Consider the following 22,966-nt stretch of genomic DNA (forward strand, 5'->3'; position numbering starts at 1 on the left):
TACTCTTTCTGCGAGCAAGAGTGGGCATCGCATGAAAGCAACATCCACGCCCACTCGGTAAATGGGAGCGTTTCAATGAAAAAGTCACTTTTGTCCGCCGTCGCCCTGACCGCGCTTGTCGCGTTCAGCGGCAGCGCGTGGGCTGACATCCTGATCGGCGTTGCCGGTCCGATCACTGGCCCGAACGCAGCATTCGGCGCGCAGTTGCAGAAGGGCGCCGAACAGGCTGCCGCCGATATCAACGCGGCTGGCGGCATTAACGGCGAGCAGATCAAGATCGAGGTCGGCGACGACGTGTCGGATCCGAAGCAGGGCATCTCGGTCGCCAACAAGTTTGTCGCCGATGGCGTCAAATATGTCGTCGGCCACTTCAATTCGGGCGTCACCATTCCGGCGTCAGAGGTCTATGCCGAGAACGGCATTCTCGTCATCACGCCTTCCGCGACCAACCCGAAGCTGACCGAGCGGGGCCTGTGGAACACGTTCCGTACCTGCGGACGCGACGATCAGCAGGGCAAGGTTGCCGGCGACTACCTCGCCGCGCACTTTAAGGACGGCAAGATCGCCGTCGTCCACGACAAGACGCCTTACGGCCAGGGTCTCGCCGACGAAACCAAGAAGGCACTCAATGCTGATGGCGTGACCGAAGCCATGTATGAGGGCATCAATGTCGGCGACAAGGACTTCTCGGCGTTGATCGCCAAGATGAAGGATGCCGGCGTCAACGTCGTCTACTATGGCGGCCTGCACACCGAGGCCGGCCTGATTATGCGCCAGCTCGCCGATCAGGGTCTCAAGGCCCAGTTCATGTCCGGCGACGGCATCGTGTCGAACGAATTGGCCTCCATCGCCGGCGATGCCGTCGACGGCACGCTGATGACGTTCGCTCCCGATCCGCGCAAGAACCCGAACGCCAAGGAACTCGTGGAGAAGTTCCGCGCCGCCGGTTTCGAGCCTGAAGCCTATACGCTCTACTCCTATGCCGCGCTGCAGATCGTCGCCGCCGCCGCCAACAAGGTCGGCTCTTCCGATGACGCGCAGAAGGTTGCGGAAGAGATCAAGAAGAGTGGCCCGTGGAAGACCGCCATCGGCGACATCGGCTATGACGCAAAGGGCGACATCACCCGTCCCGACTACGTCATCTACACTTGGAAGAAGGGTGACGACGGCAAGTACACCTACTTCGAACAATAAGCCGGCAAACGCCTGCAGCCCAAAAAATGCCCGGCGCCTCGCGCCGGGCATTTTTCATTTGTCTTTTGCTTCATCGCATAGCCGCAAGGATTTAAATCGGTTTAGCCGACGTCTCCATTTTTGTTTGCACTGCAGCATTTTCGCGCTAATCATGTCCAGCAGTTCCCTTTCCCGCGTCCGGAGCCCTGTCCTTGGCAATCTCGAAGATCCTTGTCGCCAACCGCTCCGAAATAGCCATCCGCGTCTTCCGCGCGGCCAATGAGCTCGGCCTCAAAACCGTGGCGATCTGGGCAGAGGAGGACAAATACTCCCTGCATCGCTTCAAGGCCGACGAAAGCTACCAGGTCGGGCGCGGGCCGCATTTGGCCAGGGACATGAGGCCGATAGAAAGCTATCTGTCGATCGAGGAGGTTATCCGCGTCGCCAGGCTATCGGGCGCCGATGCCATCCATCCAGGCTACGGCCTGCTGTCGGAAAGCCCGGAATTCGCCGAGGCCTGCGCCACGGCCGGCATCATCTTCATCGGGCCAAAGCCGGATACGATGCGCAGGCTAGGCAACAAGGTCGCCGCTCGCAACCTCGCGATCGAAGTCGGCGTGCCGGTAATTCCCGCCACCGATCCCTTGCCGGACGACATGGAGGCGGTAAAGGAACTCGCCAAGACGATCGGCTACCCGGTGATGCTCAAGGCATCCTGGGGCGGCGGCGGCCGCGGCATGCGCGCCATCCGCTCCGAGGCAGATCTCGCGCGCGAGGTCATGGAAGGCAAGCGTGAGGCGAAGGCGGCTTTCGGCAAGGACGAGGTCTATCTCGAAAAGCTGATCGAGCGCGCACGCCATGTCGAGGTGCAGGTGCTGGGCGACACTCATGGCAACGCCGTGCACCTGTTCGAGCGCGATTGTTCGATCCAGCGCCGCAACCAGAAAGTGGTCGAGCGGGCGCCGGCGCCCTACCTCGAAATGTCACAGCGCGAGGAGCTTTGCGGCTACGCGCTGAGGATCGCGCGCGAAACCAGCTATATCGGCGCCGGCACGGTCGAGTTCCTGCAGGATGCCGATACCGGAAAATTCTACTTCATCGAGGTCAATCCGCGTATCCAGGTCGAGCACACGGTCACCGAACAGGTGACCGGCATCGACATCGTCAAGGCGCAGATCCATATCCTCGACGGCTTTGCCATCGGCACGGCGGAATCGGGCGTTCCGGCGCAGAAGGACATCAGGCTCAACGGCCACGCGCTGCAGTGCCGCATCACCACGGAAGATCCCGAGCATAATTTCATCCCCGACTATGGCCGCATCACCGCCTATCGCGGTGCCACCGGCTTCGGTATCCGCCTTGATGGCGGCACCGCCTATTCGGGCGCGGTCATCACCCGCTTCTACGATCCGCTGCTGGAAAAGGTAACGGCGTGGGCGCCGACGCCGGCCGAGACCATCGCCCGCATGAACCGGGCGCTGCGCGAATTCCGCATCCGCGGCGTGGCGACCAACCTCACGTTCCTCGAGGCGATCATCAATCACCCGAGCTTCGCCGACAATTCCTACACCACCAAGTTCATCGACACGACGCCGGAACTGTTCGCCAGTGTGAAGCGGCAGGACCGCGCGACCAAGCTGCTCAACTACCTTGCCGACGTTTCGGTCAATGGTCATCCCGAGACGCGCGGCCGGCCGCAGCCAAAGGCCGATGCGGCGCCACCGGTAGTGCCATATCTCAACGGCAATGTGCCTCAAGGCAGCAAGCAGAAGCTCGACGTGCTCGGGCCGGAGAAATTCGCCGCGTGGATGCGCGAGCAAAAAGAGGTGCTGGTCACCGACACGACAATGCGCGACGGGCATCAATCCTTGCTCGCGACGCGTGTGCGCACCTATGACATTGCCGGAATTGCCGGCACCTATGCGCGTGCTCTGCCGCAGCTTTTGTCGCTCGAATGCTGGGGCGGCGCCACATTCGACGTCGCCATGCGCTTTCTCACCGAAGACCCATGGGAGCGGCTGTCGCTGGTGCGCGAGGCAGCACCCAACCTTCTGCTGCAGATGCTCCTGCGCGGTGCCAACGGCGTCGGCTATACCAACTATCCCGACAATGTCGTCCAGCATTTCGTCCGCCAGGCCGCTGCCGGCGGCATCGACCTGTTCCGGGTCTTCGACTGCCTGAACTGGGTCGAGAACATGCGCGTGGCCATGGATGCGGTCGGCGCCGAGGGCAGACTGATCGAAGCGGCGATCTGTTATACCGGCGACATACTCGATCCGGCGCGGGCGAAATACGATCTGAAATACTATGTCGGCCTGGCCAGGGAATTGCAGGCGGCAGGCGCCCACATCATCGCCGTCAAGGACATGGCTGGGCTTCTAAAGCCGAGCGCTGCCCGCGCGCTGTTCAAGGCACTGCGCGAGGCGACGGACCTGCCGATCCACTTCCACACCCACGACACATCCGGCCTGTCGGCGGCAACCGTGCTGGCGGCGGTGGAGAGCGGCGTCGACGCCATCGACGCGGCGATGGATTCGCTATCGGGCAACACCTCGCAGCCGTGCCTGGGTTCGATCGTGGAGGCGCTGAAGGGCACCGAGCGCGATCCGGGCCTCGACCCGCAGTGGATCAGGAACATCTCGTTCTACTGGGAGGCGGTGCGCAACCAGTATTCAGCCTTCGAAAGCGACCTGAAGGGGCCGGCATCGGAGGTCTATCTGCACGAAATGCCGGGCGGTCAGTTCACCAACCTCAAGGAACAGGCGCGCTCGCTCGGGCTGGAGACACGCTGGCACGAAGTGGCGCAGACCTATCACGACGTCAATCTGATGTTCGGCGACATCGTCAAGGTGACGCCGTCGTCCAAGGTCGTCGGCGACATGGCGCTGATGATGGTGAGCCAGGACCTGACCGTCGCCGACGTCGAGAATCCGGCGAGGGACATCGCCTTCCCGGATTCGGTGGTGTCGATGTTGCGCGGCGATCTCGGCCAGTCGCCGGGCGGCTGGCCAAAGCCATTGCAGAAGAAGGTGCTGAAGGGCGAAAAGCCGATCACGGTGCGGCCGGGTTCGCTGCTCAAACCGGCGGACCTCAAGGCCAGTCGCGCGGAGGTCGAGGAAAAGCTCGAGCGCAAGCTCAGCGGGTTCGAATTCGCGTCGTGGCTGATGTATCCGAAGGTGTTTTCCGATTTTGCCGCCGCGCAGGAGACCTACGGGCCGGTCAGCGTGCTGCCGACGCCGACCTATTTCTACGGCATGAAGCCGGAAGACGAGATTTTCGTCGACATCGAAAAAGGCAAGACGCTGGTGGTGCGCTGCCTTGCCATCGGCGATGTCGACGAAAAGGGCATGGTCACCGTGTTCTTCGAGCTCAACGGGCAGCCGCGCCGGGTGAAGGTGCCGGACCGGGCCCATGGCGCGTCCGCTGCCAAGGCACGGCGCAAGGCGGAGCCGGGCAATGAGGCGCATGTCGGCGCGCCGATGCCTGGCGTCGTCTCGGCGCTTGCGGTCGCTGCCGGCCAGGCGGTGAAGGCCGGCGACGTGCTGCTGTCGATCGAAGCGATGAAGATGGAAACGGCGTTGCATGCCGAACGCGACGGCACCATAGCCGAGGTGCTGGTCAAGGCCGGCGACCAGATCGATGCCAAGGATCTGCTGATCGCGTTCGGGTGAAACAGGCCGGCATCAGAGAGACTTGTCGGCGCCTGGCAGCAGCCCTTCATGCCGCATCGATAGTACCTTGACCCGCCGCGCCCGGTCGGGCATCGAACCGCTGCAATTCGCCGCTCGGGTCACCCCGAGTCGCGGCGAGAAACGACGCGGAGAGAAGAATATGGCCGACGACATCACCGAGACCAGCCAGACTGTTGCCGCCGGCCAGCTGCGCGCCTTCATCGAACGAATCGAGCGGCTCGAGGAAGAGAAGAAGACGATTGCCGACGACATCAAGGAAGTGTTCGCCGAGGCCAAGGGCACCGGATTCGACACCAAGGCGATGCGGTCGATCATCCGGCTGCGCAAGAAGGACCAGGCCGAGCGGCAGGAAGAGGAGTCCATCCTCGATCTGTACAAGGCTGCGCTCGGCATGGTGTAAAGGCCGGCCTCGGCGCCGGAGACGATCGCGGGAGAAGCGGTTCTGACCATGGATTCCAGCCATGAGCGAATTCGATTTTGGCGCCCGCCGCGCCTCTGAATTCCGCCAACGCAGCTTCTGGACGCTGTTCGCGGAACGGCATCCGGATGAAAGGGCTCTGTTGGCGAGGCGCGGACCGTGGTTCTGGCAGCGTGGGCTGCCCGATTTCGCATTGGTCCTTTCCATGTATGTCGCGCCTGCGCACAATCATGTCGGCGTCTTCTTCGGCCGCAACGAGAAGTTCGGTGCCACGCAAGCCTGGTCGCGGTTGAAGCCGTTCCAGCCGGCCATCGAAGACAGGCTGAAGCTCAGGCCAGAACAAAGTTGCGACGGCCTCGGCATCAATTCGATGTGGCGGGTGAATTGTTTTGCCGAGGACAATTGGCCGGCGATGACCGACTGGCTGGTGACGGAAGCCTCACGTTTCGAGCGCGCGATTGCCGACGTTCTGGGTCAGGAATAAAGCAGGGTTTCCAGACGCAATCCTTGTGGAAGGGTTGCTCTGGTGAGCAGCCAGGGAGCCGGTCGATCGATGACGATCATGTCGCGCGTTGCCGCTTTCTTCCGCTCACGCTGGTTCGGCGGCGTGCCGCTCGATCGGCTGTTCTGGCGCGACCTGGTCGTTGTCGGCACAGCGATCAACGTCGCGTCGTCGGTGGCGGCGCTCATTCTGCTAGGATTGAAGCTGCCGCTTGCGCTCGTCCTGGCGGTGCATTTCGCGCCGGTTCCCTACAATATCTTCCTGACCTTTGCCGTTTGGCGAACTGCCGGAAAATCGAGTGGCGTCATGGCCTCGCTGATGACTCTTGGCGCCACGTTGTGGCTGATCCTGGTGGTTGTGGCCTGACGATCAGGCGGCCGGCTCGAATTTGAGCGCCACGCCGTTGATGCAATAGCGCAGACCGGTCGGTGGCGGGCCGTCCTCGAAGACATGGCCGAGATGGCTGCCGCAGCGGGCGCAATGGCATTCGGTGCGGACCATGCCGTAGCTGCGGTCGACGGTGGTCTCGACCGAACCCGGCACTGGGTCGTTGAAGCTCGGCCAGCCGGTGCCGCTCTCGAATTTCAGCTTGGATTCAAACAAGGGCTGGTCGCAGCCGACGCAGGAGAAGGTGCCGGCGCGCTTCTCGTGCAGCAGGGCGCAGCTTCCCGGCCGCTCGGTGCCGTGGTTGCGCATCACCGCATATTGCTCAGGCGTCAGCCGGGCGCGCCATTCGGCATCGGTGCGGGTAACGGGGTAGGTGTGGCTGTCCATTTTTTCCTCTTAGCTTATGTCGCTATTTGGGTTGCCTTCGCAACTTCGCCTGAAATAGGCATTTGTTACGGCGTTTGCTCGTATTTCCTGTCCTGCTGCGAAGAATCCCTCAGGCGATGGCCGCGAGATAGCGCGCAACCGATGCTGAAAATGCTGCCTTTGCATCTCCGATGACGTTCTGGTTCCACCATGCGCCGTAGATATGGTCGAACGCGAAAGGCTCCAGCGCGGCCTTGATGCCGAGCACTTTCGTCGCGTTGAGCGGGATATAGTTCGGATAGCTGTACATGAAGCTGACATGACGGCGGGTCGGCGTCACCTGCAGGATGTCGCCGGCCAGGATGGCATTGCCGCGGTCGCGCTTCCAGTGCAGTACCTGGCCACCGGCAAAGTGGCCGCCGCAGCGGATGAGCGTCAGCGACGGGTTTATGGCGCGCATCTCGCCTTCCCAACTGATGATTGCCGGATGCGGCCGCATGATCCACTGACGATCATCGGCGTGCAGATAAATCGGCACGCCGCCAAACGCCCCGCTCCATTCGACCATTGCCGAATAATAATGGCAGTGCGAAATGGCGATGGCGGTCAGGCCGCCCCGGCGGTTGATCTCGGCCACCGCCTCGTCGCTGACCATCGAGATGCAGTCCCACAGCACATTGCCGTGCGGCGTTTGCGCCAGCAATGCGCGCTGGCCGATAGCGAAGCGTGGCTCGATGCCGAAGGCGAGCACGCCGGCATCATCCTTGATCACGACCCGATGGCCGGCGGCGAGCTCTTCCGGCGTGGTCCAGGCCTGACCTTCCCAGCGCACATATTGCCGCTCGTCCTCGCAGATCGGGCAATGTCGCGGCGGCGTCGCTGTCGCCGCGAACTGGACACCGCATTGCAGGCAAAGGAAACAGGTCGACCGTCCTGTTTTGCGTGGATCCATTCAGTGCTTCCTTGAAAGTTGCTTCGTCGCGGCTTCGAGGCCGGCGAGCGTCAGCGGAAACATGCGGCCGCCAAAAATATCGCGGATCATGGCAATCGAATGGGTAAAACCCCAGTTCTTCGCGTCTTCCGGATTGAGCCAAATGGCGTTCGGCCATTGCTGCAGCAGCCTGCCGAGCCAGACGGCGCCGGCCTCCTTGTTCCAATGCTCGACCGAGCCGCCGGGTTGAGCGATCTCATAGGGGCTCATCGAGGCGTCGCCGACGACGATCACCTTGTAGTCGGGGCCATATTTATGGAGGAGATCGAAGGTCGGAATCACCTCGGCATGGCGGCGGCGATTGTCCTTCCACACGCCCTCGTAGAGGCAGTTGTGGAAATAGAAATATTCGAGCTGGCGGAACTCGGCGCGGGCGGCCGAAAACAGCTCCTCGACACTCCTGACATGGTCGTCCATCGAGCCGCCGACATCGAAGAACATCAGCAGCTTCACGGCATTGCGACGTTCGGGTTGTGTCTTAACGTCAAGATAACCGTGCTCGGCGGTGGCGTGGATGGTGCCGGGCAGGTCGAATTCCTGTTCGGCGCCTTCGCGCACCCAGCGGCGCAAGCGCTTCAGCGCGACCTTGATGTTGCGGGTGCCGAGTTCGACGGCGTCATCGAAATTCCTGAACTCGCGTTTGTCCCAGACTTTTACCGCGCGGCGGTTGCGGCTTTCGTGCTGGCCGATGCGCACGCCTTCGGGATTGTAGCCATAGGCGCCGAAGGGCGAGGTGCCGCCGGTGCCGATCCATTTCGAACCGCCCTGATGCCGGCCGTTTTGCTCCTCCAACCGCTTCTTCAGCGTCTCCATCAGCTTTCCGAAGCCGCCCAGCGCCTCGATCAGCTTCCTCTCCTCGTCGGTCAGGTGCTTTTCGGCGAGCCTCCGCAGCCATTCCTCCGGGATGTTTGCGACATCGACCGCGTTTTCGCCAGCTTGCGCCTCGACACCTTTGAAGATGTGCGAAAAGACCTGGTCGAAGCGGTCGATGTGGCGCTCGTCCTTCACCAGAGCGGCGCGGGCGAGATAGTAAAAGCCCTCGACATCATAGTCGACCAGCCCGGCCTCCAGCCCCTCCAGCAGCGACAGATATTCGCGGAGCGAGACCGGAACCCGCGCTGCCTTCAGTTCGAGGAAGAAGGGGATGAACATGGTCCGACTTTATCTGTGTCCCTCGATCTTCTCCCGTGCGGCGCTGGCGATAAAGGCGGAACGCGTCAGACCACGCCGACCCGCTTCTTCGTCGATTGCCGCCAAAAGACCTGCGTCGAGCGACAGATTGGCCCGGACAGGCCGTCCGGAATCGATCAGCACAGGGATCATCACGGCGGATTCACCGGCAGCGCTATCGACTTCGCCCAGTCGGAGCAGATCTGCCACAGTGCGCGCCGCGGGCAAGGGCAAGTTCTTCGCCATTCGTGTCTCTGCCCATTCGCGAACGGCAGAAGTCGCATCGGCTATCGCCTCTTCGGGACTTGCGCCACCGCCGTGACATCCGGGAAGATCAGGCACCCGCACTCCCCAGACTTCATCTGCGCCGTCAAGAATTCCGACATAGTGCGTCATGATTCGTCCTTAAATCCATCCAGCAAGCCGGGCGATCGACCGCGCAACACCCAGAGATTGTTCGCGATGCCGCGGCACGATAATCATGATCTCCGGCCTTTCCGGATGCTCGTACTTCTCGTGTTTGCCGCCGCCTACGTTCACCCAGCCGTCACGTAAAAGCCTCGTGACAATCTTGCGCGTGTTGGTCTCGATCAGCGGCACTGTCGCCCCTGATCATGTGCAATATATTGCGCACAGGTGATTATTTCAATCGTTGGCCTCATCATAGCAGATCGTATTCGATGAAGCCGGTCCTGCGCGCCACGTGGTCGTAGAGCTTGCGCGCGGTGGTGTTGGTTTCGTGGGTCATCCAGTAGACGTTCTTGACGCCGATCTTGCCGGCTTCCTGCTTGACCGCTTCGATCAGGGCGGCGCCGACGCCCTTGCCGCGTACATCGGGGTCGGCGAACAGGTCCTGCAGGTAACAGTTGTTTATCTGCGACCAGCAGGAGCGATGGTAGAGATAGTGCGTCAGGCCGACGGCCTTGCCGTCGAGGGTGGCGATGAAGCCTTTCGGCTCGAACTCGCCCGCCGTGAACAGCCGCTTCCAGGTGACGGCGTAAACCTCTTCCGGCAGCTTGGTTTCGTAGAAGGTGAGATAGGCGGTCCAAAGACGCCGCCAATCGGCGTGGTCGGATTGCACAAGCGGGCGGACGGTGATCTCGGTCATTTCATTTCCCTCTGAAGTCGGCAACCCGAAGCTGCCTTCACGCCTCGCTGGCTGCAACGGTCCAGCGAAGGGAAAGCGCTGTCCGGCGGCTTCCGGCCGACCGCCCCTCACCCCTGCCGTCTCGCCATAAAGGCCAGGCGCTCGAACAGATGCACGTCCTGTTCGTTCTTCAGCAACGCGCCATGCAGCTTGGGCAGCACGTTCTTCGGGTCGGCGCGCAGGTCCTCGGGCGCGATCTCGTCGGCGACCAGCAGGCGGATCCAGTCGAGTGCCTCGGAGGTCGACGGCTTCTTCTTGAGGCCCGGCACGTCACGGATTTCATAGAATTGCGTGAGTGCGGCGCGCACCAGGTTCTGCTTGATGCCGGGATAGTGCACGTCGACGATTTTGTGCAGCGTCTCGACGTCGGGAAAGCGGATGTAGTGGAAGAAGCAGCGGCGCAGGAAGGCGTCCGGCAGCTCTTTTTCGTTGTTGGAGGTGATGATGACGATCGGCCGGACTGTGGCACGGATGGTCTCGCCGGTCTCGTAGACGAAGAACTCCATCCGATCCAGTTCCTGCAACAGATCGTTGGGGAACTCGATATCGGCCTTGTCGATCTCGTCGATCAGAAGCACGACTTTCTTGCCGGCAGCAAAGGCGTCCCACAGCTTGCCGCGCTTGATGTAATTGCGGATGTCGTTGAAGCGCTCGTCGCCGAGCTGGCTGTCGCGCAGCCGCGAGACGGCATCATATTCATAGAGGCCCTGCTGCGCCCGCGTGGTCGATTTGACATGCCATTCGATCAGATCGATGCCGAGCGCCGCCGCCACCTGGCGGGCAAGTTCGGTCTTGCCGGTACCGGGCTCGCCCTTGACCAGCAACGGCCGCTCGAGCGCGATCGCCGCGTTGACCGCCACCATCAGATCCTTGTCGGCGACATAGGCTGCCGTGCCTTCAAAACGCATTTTTGCTCCCGGGTTCATCGCGCGACCCTAAGGAGGCGGCCTTCGCTGTGCAAGGCGCTGCTGGCAAAGCGGGGATCTTGCCGGCGCGACCCTCGTCGAGCGGTTCTGCGTCGATTTAAGACTCGAAACATGTCGTCTCTCTGGCGCTTGGTCTGCCGTCTGCCTATATTGGCGGAGACGGTCTGCGCTTCCCGGCAGGAGAACATTTTCCCCGGGGCCTTAATGATCCCTAGGGAGCTGTCCCTGGGAAGACCCGTGGGTTTTCTCATACGGCGCCCACCTACTTTGTAGGTTCCCGGGATCGCTCTCTCCACCGGTTGTGTGGATCGTCACCTGTCGAAAAGGCAATGTCTGGCGGATCTTGTCGTCGCGCCGCTTTGTGCGGTGCTCTCACGAACGAAAGCTCGCCCCGCTCCTCCAAAACGTCGCTCGTAAAACTCCATCCAAATCTGACCTTTTCTAACGTCGGCGCATGACATCCCCAAAAGACCTGAAAAAAACTCTCCGCAACCAAGCCCTCGGGCGCCGCGACGCGCTCGATCCTTTCTGGCGGGTGGAGGCAGCACTCGAAATGGCCGAGACGGCGCGCGACCGGATCACGGTCGAGCCGGCCCAGATCGTCTCAGGCTTCTGGCCGATGCGCTCGGAAGTCGACGTCCGGCCGCTGATGTTTGCCTTGCGCGAAAAGGGGGCAAGGCTCTGCCTGCCGGCCATCCTCAACAAGACCACCATCGTTTTTCGCGAACTGGTGCGCGGCGCGCCGATGATCGACATGGGCTTCGGCACCGTCGGGCCGCATGAGGAAGCCGAGGTGCTCGATCCCCAAATGATGCTGGTGCCGCTTGCCGCCTTCGATGCGCGCGGCCACCGCATCGGTTACGGCGCCGGCTATTATGACCGGGCGATCGCGCGGCTGGCCGACAAGGGGCAGCAGCCGCGGCTGATCGGCATTGCCTTCGACTGCCAGGAGGTGGCCTTGGTGCCGGACGAGCCGCATGACGTGATCATTCCGGAAATACTCACCGAGAGCGGGTTGCGCCGGTTCGCGCCGAAATTGTAGATAAGTTCCTGGACGCATGGTCTTTTCCGAAAGTCATGCAGCTTTTTGCTTCGCTGACCTTCGGTTCGGGATCACGCTTATATGAGACTTCTCTTCCTCGGCGACATGGTCGGCAAGACAGGACGTACGGCGGTGTGGGAACAACTGCCCGGCCTGATCTCGGATTTCAAACTCGACTTCGTCATCGTCAATGGCGAGAACGCCGCCGGCGGCTTCGGCATCACCGAGGAAATTTTTCGCGAGACGATCTCGGCCGGCGCCGATGTCGTCACCACCGGCAACCATGTCTGGGACCAGCGCGATGCGCTGATTTTCGCGCCGCGCGAAGAGCGCTTCCTGCGTCCGTCCAATTTCCCCAAGGGTACGCCGGGGCGCGGCTCAGGCGTCTACGTCGCCAGGAACGGCGCGCGCGTGCTGGTCGCCAACATCATGGGCCGGGTGTTCATGCATCCCGAGCTCGACGATCCGTTCCAGGCCGGCGAGCGCGAACTTGCCGCTTGTCCGCTTGGTGAGCAGGCCGATGCGATCGTCATCGATTTCCATGCCGAGGCGACCTCGGAAAAAATGTGTTTCGCCCACTTTGTCGACGGCCGTGCCAGCCTTGTTGTCGGCACCCACACGCATCAGCCGACCGGCGATCACCAGATCCTCAATGGCGGCACCGGTTATATTTCCGATGCCGGCATGTGCGGCGATTACGATTCCTCGCTCGGCATGGACAAGGAGGAGCCGCTCAACCGGTTCCTGTCCAAGGTGCCGAAAGGCCGCTTCGAGGCGTCGACCGGACCGGCGACATTGTGCGGCGTCGGCGTCGACATTTCCGACCGTAGCGGCCTGACCGAACGGATCGCGCCGTTTCGCCGCGGCCCGCGGCTGGAGGAAACGGCGCCATCCTTCTGGTCGTGACATTGATATGGACGCTTGCAGTACCCAATTGCCGGCGAAACTGCTCTAGATCGTAGAGGGGACGACCTCCATGCAGCTAGTCGAATTCCTGGCGCCGCATTTCGCCTTTGTCTCCGACCCGACGGCATGGGTCGCGCTGCTGACGCTGGTCGTGCTGGAGGTCGTGCTCGGCATCGACAATCTGATCTTCATCTCGATCCTGACCAACAAATTGCCGGTAGCGCAGCGGGCCCGCGCCCGGCGGCTCGGCATATCCGCCGCGCTGGTGATGCGGCTGATCCTGCTGGCCACCATCTCGATCATCGTCCAACTGACGACGCCGATATTCACCGCCTTCGGCCACGGCTTTTCATGGCGCGACCTGATCCTGATCGCCGGCGGCCTGTTTCTCGTCTGGAAGGCGACCAAGGAGATCCACCACACGGTTGATCTCGATGATCACCAGGACACCATGATGGGCGAGACGCTGCAGCTTTCGCTGGCCGGCGCGATTTTCCAGATATTGCTGCTCGACCTCGTCTTCTCGATCGACTCGATCATCACCGCCGTCGGCATGACCGACGAAATCGCGATCATGTACATCGCGGTGATCGTGGCGGTGAGCGTGATGATGCTGGCGGCCGGGCCGCTGGCCGATTTCATCGCCAGGAACCCCAGCATCGTCATGCTGGCCCTCGGCTTCCTGCTGATGATCGGCATGACGCTGATCGCCGACGGCATGGGTTACCACGTGCCGAAAGGCTACATCTACGCCGCCATGGGTTTTTCGGCCTTGGTCGAAGGGCTCAACATGCTGGCTCGGCGGCGGAAGAAGGCAAAGGGCGGGGGCGGGCATTGACTTGACTCTTACAGAATTGTGCGTACAATTTTGTAAATAACGGTGCCGCCATATTGCGATTTGGATGGGATCCCGAGAAGGCCAAGCGCAACCGTGCGAAGCATGGTGTTGCGTTCGATCTCGCCAAAGATGTCTTCAAGGATCCGCTTCATCTGATTGTGCCTGACCGGTTTGAAGATGGCGAGCAAAGGTGGCATGCGATCGGGATGAGGGCTGGTGGTACTGCTCGTTGTTCACACTTATCCCGATCTCGAAGATGAGGAACGAATTCGGATTGTCGGTGTCCGGAAAGCAACGCCGCATGAATGGAGGCGCTATGAGCAGGAAGGAACTTAGCCAAGATCAGCGCAACCAGCTCGCCAATTTGGCAGATTTGCCTGACAGCGAAATTGACACGTCCGACATTCCGGAAACTTCGGCCGAGAATTGGGTTCATGCTCGCCGAGGGCACCTCTACCGGCCACTAAAGCAGCCGGTGACCATTCGGCTTGACGCTGATGTGCTGTCCTGGTTCAAGGAGCATGTCGAAGGCGGTGGCTATCAAACGGAGATCAACCGCGTGCTCCGCCGTCATGTGCTAGAGCAGGAAAAGCGGCGTTCCTGAGCATTCGCGGTCTGTTGCCAGCCGATCTTGGCTCGCCGTTACTTAATTTGCTGGAACGTCCTTCGGGTGGCGGTCGCCGATCAGGCCGAGCATCACGCCTTGCTCCAGCCACGCCTTGGCGCCGGCGAGCACCAGCGCAAAACCGCCGGTCGAGCCGATCGCCTGCTTGACCTGCTCGTCAGGGCTGCCGGCAAAGCCGAAATTGCGGACCTCGACAAAGGTCGTGTTGCCCGGCATCTCCTCGAAAGTCCAGACCACCGTAGTCGGCGGATCGCTCCATTGCATGACGATCTTCTTGTTATCGACGATCTCACTGACATTGATCGTCGTCGAGACGCCATACATGCGCCATTCCCAGCGAACTTTGTTGCCGCTGTCCAGCCTGTTGCTGCCATGGGTGAACCAGAACTTCGTCGTGATCGCCGGATCGACGAAGGCTTCGAATACGTCGGCGACCGGCCGCCTTATCAGCATGCCGGCTTCGGCGGTCGGTGTTTCACGGATTTTCATAGCGTCCTCCTTTCCACGGCGCCGCCCTGTTCACCAGGCATCGGGTTCGCGTACGAGGTGAATGATGTTGGCCGGATTGGTGATCCAGCCGCCGCGAAAGCCTTCACCCAGTGCCTCGATGGCATCGCAGCGCACGACGCCGGCCTCGGCGAGATGCTCCGCCGCGCCTGGAAAATCATCGGTGAACAGTTCCAGCCAGATCTCGGCCTGGCTCATCATCGGCGCCTCGTCGATCCACAGTCGATTGGGACCGAGTTCGAACCCGATGGCCGGCGATTTGGCCGTGAATGGCTTCAGGCCGATGACGTCGCGATAGAAGGCGATCGTTGCCTGGTATTGATGTGGCGGGACCTTCATCGCGATGTTGATGCCGCCGGTGATCTTCGCGGTCATTCTTACTCCATTTGCTCTCAGATGTTGTTCTCGTTGGCCGGCTCGCCCTTCATCTCGCTGCGGTAATAGCCGTCGCGCAGATTGATGCCGTATTCGACATAGGCCTTCATGCAGGCCAGCATCTGCGACCAGCCCTCGCAATTGAGGTAGGATTTCTTCAGGCCGACCGCGTTCTCGTGCCAGCCGGTTTCGGCGATGGTGACGAAGGTGCCGCCATCGTCGAGCGGCTCGAAATTCATCTCGATGCGGGTCTTGTAGGCTGGCTTGCCGTCGGCGTCGGTGGCATCCCAGCGCAGCACGATGCGGCTGTCTTTCTTCACCTCGTCGACCTCGACGGGAACCTTGCCCCACCAGATGACGGTGGCGCCCGCCACCAGCAGTGCGCTGGCGCCGCCGATCGTGGTGAAGTAGCCGCTAAGTTTCTTCGGATTGACGACCGCATCGAAGACTTCGGCGACGGGTTTGCCGATGCGGCCAGAAACCCTGAATCCAAGAGACATATCCACAGCTCCTTCCTTGAATGGCACAAAGATATGTTATAGAAATATAACATGTCAAGCCAATCGCGGGACGACAATGTTTTCAAGGCGCTGGCGCATCCGCGCCGGCGTGCGTTGCTCGACCGGCTGAAGGATGCGCCGCAGACCACCGGCATGTTGTGCGATGCCTTCCCCGACATGGACCGTTGCACGGTCATGCTGCACCTGAAGGTGCTGGAGGAGGCCGACCTGGTCGTGGCGCGGCGCGAGGGGCGCGAACGCTGGAACCATCTCAACGCGCTGCCGATCAAGCACATCCACGACCGCTGGATCAGTCAATATGCCACGCACGCGATCGGCATCCTCGACCGGCTGAAATCCGATCTTGAGGGATGAAAGGTTTGCCGAAGCCTGCCGATTTTCGGATCTTGAAAGCCTTGCGTGCCGGCAGCAATGGCGCGGCTGGACGAATTGAGCCGATTTATCTATAAGCCGGCCATTCCGACAGCGAGCGCCGTCCGTCCGTCAGGGACGCAGCAGGACGTTCTGAAATTTTGAATTCGAGCATTTTTGCAAGATGCCGGGTGGTTCACCAGGCGGCAGATGCTCTAGCCGAGAAGATGACAGGGGTGCCATGGCTGGCCATTCACAGTTCAAGAACATCATGCACCGCAAGGGCCGCCAGGATGCGGTGCGGTCGAAAATGTTTTCCAAGCTGGCGCGCGAAATCACCGTCGCCGCCAAGAGCGGCACGCCCGATCCATCGATGAACCCGCGCCTGCGCCTTGCGGTGCAGAACGCCAAGGCGGTGTCGATGCCGAAGGACAATATCCAGCGCGCCATCAACAAGGCGTCGATGGGCGATGCCGAGACCTACGAAGCCGTGCGCTACGAGGGTTACGGGCCAGGCGGCGTCGCGCTGATCGTCGAGGCGCTGACCGACAACCGCAACCGCTCGGCGTCGAATGTACGCGCTGCCTTCACCAAGGCGGGCGGGGCGATGGGCGAGACCGGCTCGGTATCGTTCATGTGGGACCGCGTCGGCGAGATCTACTATCCGGCATCGGCCGGCAGCGCCGAGAAGGTGATGGACGCGGCGATCGAGGCCGGCGCCGACGACGTCCAGTCGGACGAGGACGGGCACACGATCTACTGCGCCTTCGAGAATCTCGGCGAGGTGTCGAAGGCACTGGAAGGCGCGCTTGGCGAGGCTGAATCGGTGAAGCCGATCTGGAAGCCGCAGACCAATATCGCGGTCGACGAGGAGCGGGCACAATCACTGATGAAGCTGGTCGCGACGCTCGAGGACGACGACGACGTGCAGAGCGTCTACGCCAATTTCGAGGTCGACGAGGAGACCTTGGCAAAGCTCAGCGCGGCATGATCCAACACGCGCTGCCCACAGTCCGTATCACCTATTGCATCCAGTGCCAGTGGCTGCTCAGGGCCGGCTGGATGGCGCAGGAGCTGCTGTCCACCTTCGGCACCGATCTGGGCGAAGTGACGCTGGTGCCCGGCACCGGCGGCATCTTCACCATTTCCTGCAATGACACGCTGGTCTGGGACCGCAAGCGTGACGGCGGTTTTCCCGACGCCGCAAAGCTCAAGCAACTGGTTCGCGACGTCATCGATCCGGATCGCGATCTGGGCCATGCCGACCGCAAGGGCCATAAGTCAAAAGACCCTGCCTGACGGCCTTTTAGGACTTCCGTCCTGCATTCACCGCCATGCGAAGATGAAGCAGCCCAGCGCCACGATGGCGGTGATGGTGCGGACATGGTTCCACATCACCCAGTCCCTGAGATAGGTGGCCCATACCGCGGCGCCGTTGGCGCTTGCCGGATCGACCGCGGCCAGGGCGTTGTTGAGCGGCACGTTGAACATCATCGTCACGATCGGGTTGCCGACGAGGTAGATCAGGGCGCCGGCGAGGAGCCAGAACGAACCCGGTTGGCTCCAGCCGATAAGAGCGCCGGCGGCAAGGACAAGACAGACCAGCCCGGTGGCGAAAAGCGCGGTCATGAATGCCGGCGTAATCACGGTGATGTTGATCGAATTCATGGCGGCGATGCCGCCTCCGGCAGGCAAGCGGGCGAGCGCCGGCATGATAAAGTTGGAGAAGGCGAAGAAAACGCCGCCGACAACGCCTGAGCCAATGGCAGCGACGAAGGTGAGGGTGGGAAGCAGTTTCATGATCATGTCAGTTCCTCCGGCTTCAGATTCGAGCAGTTCGATTGGTGTGTCGTCTAAAAATATGAATGATCCTCACATTTGCAAAACGTGATAAACCCTCGTATTTTCTCAGTCAAGCCATTTTTCTGGAGACAGTCATGGAAGGCACCGCTGCACCGGGTTCCCGCAACGAGCAGATCGCATCGCCGCGCCGGGCACCGAGCCAGCAGCGCAGCCGCGAGCGGGTCGAGCGGATGTTGGCCGCCGCCTCGGCGCTGATCGCCGAGCAAGGCAGCGACGCCATGCGCATGGGCGAGGTGGCCGAGAGGGCCGGTGTGTCGATCGGCTCGCTCTATCAGTTCTTCCCCGACAAGAGGGCGATCATCTGGGCGCTGGCCGAACGCTACACCGCCGAAAGCCAGGCCTGCATTGCGGCAGCGCTAGCCGAGGTCAATGACGCCGAAGGCCTGCGCCGGGCATTTTCGGAACTGGTGGATATCTACTACGGAATGTTCCTGGCGGAGCCGGTGATGCGCGACATCTGGTCGGGCACGCAGGCCGACAAGGCGCTGCGCGAACTCGAGCTCGCCGACAGCCGGGCCAACGCCGAATTCCTTACGGCCGTGCTGAAACGGCTGCGGCCGTCCGCCGATCCGGAAGCGCTCGAAACGACGGCGTTTCTCATCTGGCAGATGGGCGAGGCCGCAATGCGGCTGGCGATCTCGGTCGGGCGGCAAGAAGGCGACCGGCTGGTTGCTGCCTACAAGCGGATGGCCCTGCGCGAGTTGCTCGGGGGGTAGGGCCGTATTTTCCCAACAAAAAACCCGCCACGAAGGCGGGTTTCTCGATCTGCGAAATGCCAATGCGGCTTAGAGGCCGAAGCCTTCGAAACGCTTCTTGAACTTCGACAGGCGGCCACCGCGGTCGAGCAGGGTCTGCTGGCCGCCGGTCCAGGCCGGATGGGTGGTGGGGTCGATATCGAGGTTCATCGTATCGCCTTCCTTGCCCCAGGTCGAACGGGTCATGTATTCGGTGCCGTCGGTCATGACGACCTTGATGGTGTGGTAGTCGGGATGGATATCGGTCTTCATGGGTCTGTTCCTGGCTTGCCGGGTGCTGCCGACGGGCTGAAGCCTGCGTCGATGCGCCCCTTTTTAAAACTCGAAGCCGCAGCTATTGAGGAGCCACGGCTTCTAAAACGGTCGGCGAGCCTATACATCAGCCGGAATTGAATCACAAGGCCGCGGCAAGCGCATATTGATGGCGCAAGCCTCAAAGGGCCAAAGGAAACGGTCATGGCGAACATCAGCGGCGATGCAGACGAGCGCAGGCGCTCGCTGAAGCCGCTGCAGCGCCTGTTTCCCTACATCACCCATTACCGCAAAATGGTCATCGGCGCGATCGTCTCACTGGCCGTCGCGGCGGCGACGACGCTGGCGCTGCCGCTGGCCGTGCGGCGGATGATAGATCACGGCTTTTCCGCTTCCGATTCCAGCTTCATTGCCGAATATTTCGCCATGCTGGTGGTGATGGCCGCCGTGCTGGCGGCGGCATCGGCCAGCCGCTACTATTTCGTCATCACGCTCGGCGAGCGCGTCGTTGCCGATATCCGCCGCGATGTCTTTGCCCACGTCACCACGCTGTCGCCCTCGTTCTTCGATACAGCCCAGTCGGGCGAGATCGTCTCGCGGCTCGCCGCCGACACGACACAGGTCAAATCGGCCGTCGGTGCTACCGCCTCGGTGGCTTTGCGCAACGTCATCCTCGGCCTTGGCGCCGTGGCGATGATGGTCTTCACCAGCCCAAAACTGTCCGGCCTGGTCATCGCGGCCATTCCGCTAATCGTGCTGCCGCTGGTCGCCTTCGGCCGCTCGGTGCGGCGCAAGTCACGGCTGGCGCAGGATACGCTTGCCAATGCCACCGCCTATGCCAGCGAGCAGATCGGCGCGGTGCGCACCCTGCAGGCCTTCACCAACGAGAAGCTTGTAACCAGATATTTTTCGTCCGCCGTGGAAGCAGCGTTCGAAGCGGCGCGGGCCTCGATCTTTGCCCGCTCCTTTCTCACCTTCTTTGCCATCTTCATGATCTTTTCCTCAGTCGTGGCGGTGCTGTGGTTCGGTTCGCGCGACGTGCTCGACGGCACGCTGTCGCCGGGCACGCTCGGTCAATTCCTGCTCTATTCGGTGTTCGCCGCCGGCGCGCTCGGCGCCCTGTCGGAGGTCTGGGGCGAACTGTCCCAGGCAGCGGGCGCTGCCGAACGGCTGACCGAGATCCTGGCCGAGAAACCCGCGATCCAGGCGCCCGCCGATCCGAAGCCGCTGCCGGCAAAGGCGAGAGGTGCGATCAGCTTCGACGATGTCTCCTTCTCCTATCCGGCCCGGCCCGACCGCGCCGCCGTCCATGGCCTGAGCTTTCAGGTCAAACCCGGCGAGACGGTGGCGATCGTCGGACCCTCGGGCGCCGGCAAGAGCACCGTGTTTTCGCTGCTTCTGCGCTTCTACGATCCGGAGTCCGGCGGGATCATCATCGACGGGGTCGATCTGCGCGAGGCCGATCCGGCGGCGATCCGCGCGCGCATCGCCATCGTGCCGCAGGACGTCACCATCTTTGCCGCAAGCGCGCGCGACAATATCGGCTTTGGCCGGCCTGGCGCCAGCCAGGCCGAGATCGAGGCGGCGGCGAAGGACGCGCTTGCCGACGAGTTCATCCTGAAACTCGAAAAGGGCTATGACAGCCAGGTCGGCGAGCGCGGCGTGACGCTGTCGGGCGGCCAGCGCCAGCGCGTGGCGATCGCCCGCGCCATTTTGCGCGATGCGCCCATCCTGCTGCTCGACGAGGCGACCTCGGCGCTAGATGCCGAAAGCGAGACGCTGGTGCAGACGGCGCTGGACCGGCTGATGCAGGGCCGCACCACGATCGTCATCGCCCATCGGCTGGCAACCGTGCTGAAGGCCGATCGCATCCTGGTCATGGATGGCGGCCGCATCGTCGAGGAAGGCACGCATCAGAGCCTGGTCGCCAAGGGCGGCATCTATGCGCGGCTGGCCAAGCTGCAGTTCGATACCGGGGCGAATGCTTTCAGGGGCGCGGCAGAGTAGCATCGCTCATCCCGATGAAATCGAGATGAGGCTCCATCTTCTTGTTTGACCATGATCTCTTCCGAAAACCGGCAGCCACTTTTCGGGGTCATGGTGCCCAGCGGCCGCCGAGATTCTTCAGCTACCGAAAGCTCGGCGTTTGCCACGTCGATAGGCGATGAACAGGGGAACGCCGACAAGCAACGACAACAAAAGCATGCTGGCGACGGTCTGTCGCTGCTCCTTTGCCGGATCGCTGAGCTGCACATCGGCAGGCGGCTCTTCATAGGTAAAATCGTACTGCCAGCGAACCTGGTCTGCGAGGTCATCGACGGTTTTCAGATAATCGGCAATCGCCTTGGCCGGTACTTCAGTCGCCAGCGTCTGAAAATTCCATTCAACTTGAAATTCGGTGGGCGTGTTGGACCAGGATGCCTTGAGAGACAGATAGGGTGTCACGACGTTTTTCATCGACTCGCCGGAAAACCTCGCCTTGAGGTTGCGCACGGTCACCTTGTGGCGGCGATAGAACTGGGGGCCGAGGGAGACGGGCCCGGTTCGGTCGACAATTGTCGGGGTTGGAAGAGAGTTGTTGCCGAGATCGGCCGCGCGGATCGGGAAATTCTTTGCCAGATCGTTGGCCGCCAGCGCCTCCGCCGGCAAGCGATAACTTTCCTTCACGCTCACTATGTTGCCGTCGCGGCGATCCACGATTTCCGGCTTGGCGATGGTTTGGATGCCCGGATATTGCTTGTTGTAGTATTTCAGGTAGGCGTCCGACACCTCGCTCAGCGACCGGCTGGCGAAATTGCCGCGCATCCAATCGGCATCGGCGTCCTCATATGTCGAGAAGACCGTCAGCACGAGGGGATCGCCCGGTTTCCGCGGAAAGTCGAATTCCTCGGCGATCTGGATCGATGGGCTGGTAAGCACAGGGCTCGGCATCTTCTCCAACCCGCCGGTGCTGGAAAGCGGCAGCGCGAAGCCGTAGTCGGGCTGTGCGAGATTGTGCGCCCTGCCGCCCTGAAGATAGTTCGTGGCGTCCAGCCAATATGTCTTTGCTCCGATCCTTGCCTTGACGATGGCATGGTCGAAATCGCGGAGCGCCGGCAGATGCTGGTCCAGGGCCCGTCCCTCGTCGAGATCGGCCAAGGCGACCTCGGCAGCAATGCCAAGCCGCACAAGCGACGAAACCAGCAGCAGGGCCTTGTCCTTGCAGTCACCGAACCCGCTCAGGATGACCGTCGCGGGATCACGCGGAACGTAGGAACCGGCACCCATCGACAGGCTTACATAGCGGATCTGGTCCTGCACCAGCCGCATTGCCTCGACCATCCGGTCTTCGGGCACCGGATGCCGCAGAGCGATGTCGTCGAGCTTTGCGGCAAAAGCCGGGGGAAAAACGGTCGCTGGCTTGTAATAGGGCGCAACGGCATCGACCACACTTTGCCAATTCGCGGTAGACGCGACATCGATGGAGCCCCAGCCTGGATAGGTCACGGGCAGGTTGTCCTCGACATTGACCGGTTTCGGGTTTGGAATCTCCCACAGATAGGTGGTGTCCGGTCCAGTCGGGGAGATTGAGGGCTTGAGTCGGGTTCCCCGTGTCTTGATCTGGAGCGGCTGGTCCGAAGGCCAAATGATGCTTGTGCGGATAAGCGCTACCGGCTCTTCCCATTCGGTGGAGAAATTCTTGAAGAAAAGGTCCTTGCCGACCAGCGGCGTTATCTCATAGGTCGACCCGTAGTCGACGATGTCGCCGGTGCGCACATCATCGATGTTGACATGTGCTGTCAGCCAGCCGTCGAAGACACCCTTCTCGGCGTCTCTTTCCCTGCGGAAGATGTCGAATTCGACACCTTCCAGCCGGTCCAAAACGGCGCCATCGCGGATGATGTGAAGATGGTTGAGCGTGACCTTGTGCCGGGACGGATCGAACTGCAGATCGATACTCGCGCCACGATCCAGGCCGGGACGGTCGACGATTTTATAGACGGTGCGCGAGTACTCGACATAGCCGCCGGCGCGATGCTTGATCTGGTCGTCCGAGAGCAGCCATGAAACGCCATTCTTGATTTGATCCGATCTGGTGGGATCGGCAGCCGGAATATCAAGCTGCTTTACCCAGCTTTCTGCCGGACCCTTGAGAACCATGTCGTCGGCCATGGCCGGA

Annotated in this window: 28 protein-coding genes and 1 other RNA gene; 16 read left to right on the forward strand and 13 right to left on the reverse strand. The window is 61.7% G+C overall.

Annotated features, from left to right (window positions below; translation table 11 throughout):
- The first annotated feature begins 75 nt into the window (after nucleotides 1-75).
- The 5 genes from NKI39_RS07725 (at nucleotide 76) to NKI39_RS07745 (ending at nucleotide 6,151) form a co-directional block, all read left to right on the forward strand.
- Complete coding sequence (locus NKI39_RS07725; protein ID WP_352471237.1) at nucleotides 76-1,194, forward strand: branched-chain amino acid ABC transporter substrate-binding protein; 1,119 nt, start codon at nucleotides 76-78, stop codon at nucleotides 1,192-1,194.
- 191 nt (nucleotides 1,195-1,385) lie between these two features.
- Nucleotides 1,386-4,844 carry a pyruvate carboxylase gene (gene pyc / locus NKI39_RS07730; protein WP_352831301.1) on the forward strand — a complete coding sequence of 1,153 codons (3,459 nt, stop codon included), beginning with the start codon at nucleotides 1,386-1,388 and terminating at the stop codon, nucleotides 4,842-4,844.
- A 160-nt stretch (nucleotides 4,845-5,004) separates the two neighbouring features.
- Complete coding sequence (locus tag NKI39_RS07735; protein ID WP_023719653.1) at nucleotides 5,005-5,265, forward strand: DUF2312 domain-containing protein; 261 nt, start codon at nucleotides 5,005-5,007, stop codon at nucleotides 5,263-5,265.
- Nucleotides 5,266-5,326: 61 nt separating this feature from the next.
- Nucleotides 5,327-5,767, forward strand: a complete 441-nt coding sequence (locus tag NKI39_RS07740; protein ID WP_352683328.1) for a hypothetical protein — start codon at nucleotides 5,327-5,329, stop codon at nucleotides 5,765-5,767.
- Nucleotides 5,768-5,836: 69 nt separating this feature from the next.
- The gene (locus NKI39_RS07745; protein WP_023678043.1) at nucleotides 5,837-6,151 is read left to right on the forward strand and encodes a hypothetical protein; all 315 of its coding nucleotides are present in this window, start codon (nucleotides 5,837-5,839) and stop codon (nucleotides 6,149-6,151) included.
- A 3-nt stretch (nucleotides 6,152-6,154) separates the two neighbouring features.
- On the opposite strand, the gene msrB is transcribed toward NKI39_RS07745, so the two are convergent.
- The 7 genes from msrB to NKI39_RS07780 all read right to left on the reverse strand — a co-directional run bounded on the left by msrB (nucleotide 6,155) and on the right by NKI39_RS07780 (nucleotide 10,754).
- Entirely contained in the window at nucleotides 6,155-6,559 is a 405-nt protein-coding gene (gene msrB, locus NKI39_RS07750; RefSeq protein WP_027152870.1) for a peptide-methionine (R)-S-oxide reductase MsrB, read from the reverse strand.
- Between the two features lie 109 nt (nucleotides 6,560-6,668).
- On the reverse strand, nucleotides 6,669-7,490 hold the full coding sequence (locus NKI39_RS07755; protein WP_352768406.1) for an MBL fold metallo-hydrolase: 822 nt from the start codon (nucleotides 7,488-7,490) through the stop codon (nucleotides 6,669-6,671).
- Nucleotides 7,491-8,681 (reverse strand): vWA domain-containing protein, encoded by a 1,191-nt coding sequence (locus NKI39_RS07760; RefSeq protein WP_352831303.1) that lies wholly within the window; start codon nucleotides 8,679-8,681, stop codon nucleotides 7,491-7,493.
- A gap of 9 nt (nucleotides 8,682-8,690) precedes the next feature.
- The gene (locus NKI39_RS07765; protein ID WP_254816428.1) at nucleotides 8,691-9,095 is read right to left on the reverse strand and encodes a type II toxin-antitoxin system HicB family antitoxin; all 405 of its coding nucleotides are present in this window, start codon (nucleotides 9,093-9,095) and stop codon (nucleotides 8,691-8,693) included.
- Nucleotides 9,096-9,104: 9 nt separating this feature from the next.
- Complete coding sequence (locus tag NKI39_RS07770; RefSeq protein WP_126104508.1) at nucleotides 9,105-9,299, reverse strand: type II toxin-antitoxin system HicA family toxin; 195 nt, start codon at nucleotides 9,297-9,299, stop codon at nucleotides 9,105-9,107.
- A gap of 61 nt (nucleotides 9,300-9,360) precedes the next feature.
- Nucleotides 9,361-9,807, reverse strand: a complete 447-nt coding sequence (locus NKI39_RS07775) for a GNAT family N-acetyltransferase (protein ID WP_352814863.1) — start codon at nucleotides 9,805-9,807, stop codon at nucleotides 9,361-9,363.
- A 107-nt stretch (nucleotides 9,808-9,914) separates the two neighbouring features.
- Nucleotides 9,915-10,754: an AAA family ATPase gene (locus NKI39_RS07780; RefSeq protein WP_352540325.1), complete on the reverse strand. Its 840-nt coding sequence runs from the start codon at nucleotides 10,752-10,754 to the stop codon at nucleotides 9,915-9,917.
- Between the two features lie 176 nt (nucleotides 10,755-10,930).
- Here NKI39_RS07780 and ssrS point away from each other — a divergent pair.
- The 6 genes from ssrS (at nucleotide 10,931) to NKI39_RS07810 (ending at nucleotide 14,162) form a co-directional block, all read left to right on the forward strand.
- A non-coding RNA gene (gene ssrS / locus NKI39_RS07785) (6S RNA) lies at nucleotides 10,931-11,086 on the forward strand.
- 140 nt (nucleotides 11,087-11,226) lie between these two features.
- Complete coding sequence (locus NKI39_RS07790; RefSeq protein ID WP_352450855.1) at nucleotides 11,227-11,814, forward strand: 5-formyltetrahydrofolate cyclo-ligase; 588 nt, start codon at nucleotides 11,227-11,229, stop codon at nucleotides 11,812-11,814.
- A gap of 81 nt (nucleotides 11,815-11,895) precedes the next feature.
- Nucleotides 11,896-12,720: a TIGR00282 family metallophosphoesterase gene (locus NKI39_RS07795; protein WP_352831305.1), complete on the forward strand. Its 825-nt coding sequence runs from the start codon at nucleotides 11,896-11,898 to the stop codon at nucleotides 12,718-12,720.
- A 70-nt stretch (nucleotides 12,721-12,790) separates the two neighbouring features.
- Nucleotides 12,791-13,558, forward strand: coding sequence for a TerC family protein (locus NKI39_RS07800; protein WP_352454918.1), 768 nt, complete (start codon nucleotides 12,791-12,793; stop codon nucleotides 13,556-13,558).
- A gap of 53 nt (nucleotides 13,559-13,611) precedes the next feature.
- On the forward strand, nucleotides 13,612-13,818 hold the full coding sequence (locus NKI39_RS07805; protein ID WP_352768394.1) for a BrnT family toxin: 207 nt from the start codon (nucleotides 13,612-13,614) through the stop codon (nucleotides 13,816-13,818).
- A gap of 56 nt (nucleotides 13,819-13,874) precedes the next feature.
- Nucleotides 13,875-14,162 (forward strand): BrnA antitoxin family protein, encoded by a 288-nt coding sequence (locus tag NKI39_RS07810; protein ID WP_352450852.1) that lies wholly within the window; start codon nucleotides 13,875-13,877, stop codon nucleotides 14,160-14,162.
- Nucleotides 14,163-14,204: 42 nt separating this feature from the next.
- Here NKI39_RS07810 and NKI39_RS07815 read toward each other — a convergent pair whose 3' ends face one another.
- From NKI39_RS07815 to NKI39_RS07825, 3 genes are read right to left on the reverse strand one after another with little or no spacing between them, the layout of a single operon-like run.
- Nucleotides 14,205-14,672 (reverse strand): SRPBCC family protein, encoded by a 468-nt coding sequence (locus NKI39_RS07815; protein ID WP_352831307.1) that lies wholly within the window; start codon nucleotides 14,670-14,672, stop codon nucleotides 14,205-14,207.
- A 30-nt stretch (nucleotides 14,673-14,702) separates the two neighbouring features.
- On the reverse strand, nucleotides 14,703-15,065 hold the full coding sequence (locus tag NKI39_RS07820) for a VOC family protein (protein ID WP_352540322.1): 363 nt from the start codon (nucleotides 15,063-15,065) through the stop codon (nucleotides 14,703-14,705).
- 17 nt (nucleotides 15,066-15,082) lie between these two features.
- The gene (locus NKI39_RS07825) at nucleotides 15,083-15,565 is read right to left on the reverse strand and encodes an SRPBCC domain-containing protein (RefSeq protein ID WP_352574684.1); all 483 of its coding nucleotides are present in this window, start codon (nucleotides 15,563-15,565) and stop codon (nucleotides 15,083-15,085) included.
- 51 nt (nucleotides 15,566-15,616) lie between these two features.
- Between NKI39_RS07825 and NKI39_RS07830 the strand changes: the two genes are divergently transcribed.
- From NKI39_RS07830 to NKI39_RS07840, 3 genes are all read left to right on the forward strand, one after another.
- The gene (locus tag NKI39_RS07830; RefSeq protein ID WP_352471223.1) at nucleotides 15,617-15,940 is read left to right on the forward strand and encodes an ArsR/SmtB family transcription factor; all 324 of its coding nucleotides are present in this window, start codon (nucleotides 15,617-15,619) and stop codon (nucleotides 15,938-15,940) included.
- Nucleotides 15,941-16,178: 238 nt separating this feature from the next.
- Nucleotides 16,179-16,928: a YebC/PmpR family DNA-binding transcriptional regulator gene (locus tag NKI39_RS07835; protein WP_352540320.1), complete on the forward strand. Its 750-nt coding sequence runs from the start codon at nucleotides 16,179-16,181 to the stop codon at nucleotides 16,926-16,928.
- Nucleotides 16,925-17,236 carry an Rdx family protein gene (locus NKI39_RS07840; protein WP_352540319.1) on the forward strand — a complete coding sequence of 104 codons (312 nt, stop codon included), beginning with the start codon at nucleotides 16,925-16,927 and terminating at the stop codon, nucleotides 17,234-17,236. The genes NKI39_RS07835 and NKI39_RS07840 overlap by 4 nt, the downstream gene beginning before the upstream one ends.
- Before the next feature lie 27 nt (nucleotides 17,237-17,263).
- Here NKI39_RS07840 and NKI39_RS07845 read toward each other — a convergent pair whose 3' ends face one another.
- Nucleotides 17,264-17,743 carry an anthrone oxygenase family protein gene (locus NKI39_RS07845; protein ID WP_352831309.1) on the reverse strand — a complete coding sequence of 160 codons (480 nt, stop codon included), beginning with the start codon at nucleotides 17,741-17,743 and terminating at the stop codon, nucleotides 17,264-17,266.
- 131 nt (nucleotides 17,744-17,874) lie between these two features.
- Between NKI39_RS07845 and NKI39_RS07850 the strand changes: the two genes are divergently transcribed.
- Complete coding sequence (locus NKI39_RS07850; protein WP_352831311.1) at nucleotides 17,875-18,516, forward strand: TetR family transcriptional regulator; 642 nt, start codon at nucleotides 17,875-17,877, stop codon at nucleotides 18,514-18,516.
- Nucleotides 18,517-18,585: 69 nt separating this feature from the next.
- Here NKI39_RS07850 and rpmE read toward each other — a convergent pair whose 3' ends face one another.
- Entirely contained in the window at nucleotides 18,586-18,807 is a 222-nt protein-coding gene (gene rpmE, locus NKI39_RS07855; RefSeq protein WP_006327661.1) for a 50S ribosomal protein L31, read from the reverse strand.
- A gap of 204 nt (nucleotides 18,808-19,011) precedes the next feature.
- Between rpmE and NKI39_RS07860 the strand changes: the two genes are divergently transcribed.
- Nucleotides 19,012-20,814, forward strand: coding sequence for an ABC transporter transmembrane domain-containing protein (locus tag NKI39_RS07860; protein ID WP_352831313.1), 1,803 nt, complete (start codon nucleotides 19,012-19,014; stop codon nucleotides 20,812-20,814).
- 117 nt (nucleotides 20,815-20,931) lie between these two features.
- On the opposite strand, the gene NKI39_RS07865 is transcribed toward NKI39_RS07860, so the two are convergent.
- Nucleotides 20,932-22,959: a DUF3857 domain-containing protein gene (locus tag NKI39_RS07865; RefSeq protein WP_352831315.1), complete on the reverse strand. Its 2,028-nt coding sequence runs from the start codon at nucleotides 22,957-22,959 to the stop codon at nucleotides 20,932-20,934.
- Nucleotides 22,960-22,966 lie beyond the last annotated feature (7 nt).

This window comes from Mesorhizobium sp. M0664, assembly GCF_040320565.1.
GTDB lineage: Bacteria > Pseudomonadota > Alphaproteobacteria > Rhizobiales > Rhizobiaceae > Mesorhizobium.

Coding starts and splice junctions, on each gene's coding strand:
- NKI39_RS07835 (WP_352540320.1), top strand. CDS start 16,179: ATGGCTGGCCATTCACAGTTCAAGAACATCATGCACCGCAAGGGCCGC.
- NKI39_RS07800 (WP_352454918.1), top strand. CDS start 12,791: ATGCAGCTAGTCGAATTCCTGGCGCCGCATTTCGCCTTTGTCTCCGAC.
- NKI39_RS07760 (WP_352831303.1), bottom strand. CDS start 8,681: ATGTTCATCCCCTTCTTCCTCGAACTGAAGGCAGCGCGGGTTCCGGTC.
- NKI39_RS07775 (WP_352814863.1), bottom strand. CDS start 9,807: ATGACCGAGATCACCGTCCGCCCGCTTGTGCAATCCGACCACGCCGAT.
- NKI39_RS07840 (WP_352540319.1), top strand. CDS start 16,925: ATGATCCAACACGCGCTGCCCACAGTCCGTATCACCTATTGCATCCAG.
- msrB (WP_027152870.1), bottom strand. CDS start 6,559: ATGGACAGCCACACCTACCCCGTTACCCGCACCGATGCCGAATGGCGC.
- NKI39_RS07755 (WP_352768406.1), bottom strand. CDS start 7,490: ATGGATCCACGCAAAACAGGACGGTCGACCTGTTTCCTTTGCCTGCAA.
- NKI39_RS07845 (WP_352831309.1), bottom strand. CDS start 17,743: ATGATCATGAAACTGCTTCCCACCCTCACCTTCGTCGCTGCCATTGGC.
- NKI39_RS07850 (WP_352831311.1), top strand. CDS start 17,875: ATGGAAGGCACCGCTGCACCGGGTTCCCGCAACGAGCAGATCGCATCG.
- NKI39_RS07865 (WP_352831315.1), bottom strand. CDS start 22,959: ATGGCCGACGACATGGTTCTCAAGGGTCCGGCAGAAAGCTGGGTAAAG.
- NKI39_RS07790 (WP_352450855.1), top strand. CDS start 11,227: ATGACATCCCCAAAAGACCTGAAAAAAACTCTCCGCAACCAAGCCCTC.
- NKI39_RS07815 (WP_352831307.1), bottom strand. CDS start 14,672: ATGAAAATCCGTGAAACACCGACCGCCGAAGCCGGCATGCTGATAAGG.
- NKI39_RS07765 (WP_254816428.1), bottom strand. CDS start 9,095: ATGACGCACTATGTCGGAATTCTTGACGGCGCAGATGAAGTCTGGGGA.
- NKI39_RS07780 (WP_352540325.1), bottom strand. CDS start 10,754: ATGCGTTTTGAAGGCACGGCAGCCTATGTCGCCGACAAGGATCTGATG.
- NKI39_RS07745 (WP_023678043.1), top strand. CDS start 5,837: ATGACGATCATGTCGCGCGTTGCCGCTTTCTTCCGCTCACGCTGGTTC.
- NKI39_RS07820 (WP_352540322.1), bottom strand. CDS start 15,065: ATGACCGCGAAGATCACCGGCGGCATCAACATCGCGATGAAGGTCCCG.
- rpmE (WP_006327661.1), bottom strand. CDS start 18,807: ATGAAGACCGATATCCATCCCGACTACCACACCATCAAGGTCGTCATG.
- NKI39_RS07830 (WP_352471223.1), top strand. CDS start 15,617: ATGTCAAGCCAATCGCGGGACGACAATGTTTTCAAGGCGCTGGCGCAT.
- NKI39_RS07825 (WP_352574684.1), bottom strand. CDS start 15,565: ATGTCTCTTGGATTCAGGGTTTCTGGCCGCATCGGCAAACCCGTCGCC.
- NKI39_RS07795 (WP_352831305.1), top strand. CDS start 11,896: ATGAGACTTCTCTTCCTCGGCGACATGGTCGGCAAGACAGGACGTACG.
- NKI39_RS07735 (WP_023719653.1), top strand. CDS start 5,005: ATGGCCGACGACATCACCGAGACCAGCCAGACTGTTGCCGCCGGCCAG.
- NKI39_RS07725 (WP_352471237.1), top strand. CDS start 76: ATGAAAAAGTCACTTTTGTCCGCCGTCGCCCTGACCGCGCTTGTCGCG.
- NKI39_RS07740 (WP_352683328.1), top strand. CDS start 5,327: ATGAGCGAATTCGATTTTGGCGCCCGCCGCGCCTCTGAATTCCGCCAA.
- NKI39_RS07810 (WP_352450852.1), top strand. CDS start 13,875: ATGAGCAGGAAGGAACTTAGCCAAGATCAGCGCAACCAGCTCGCCAAT.
- NKI39_RS07860 (WP_352831313.1), top strand. CDS start 19,012: ATGGCGAACATCAGCGGCGATGCAGACGAGCGCAGGCGCTCGCTGAAG.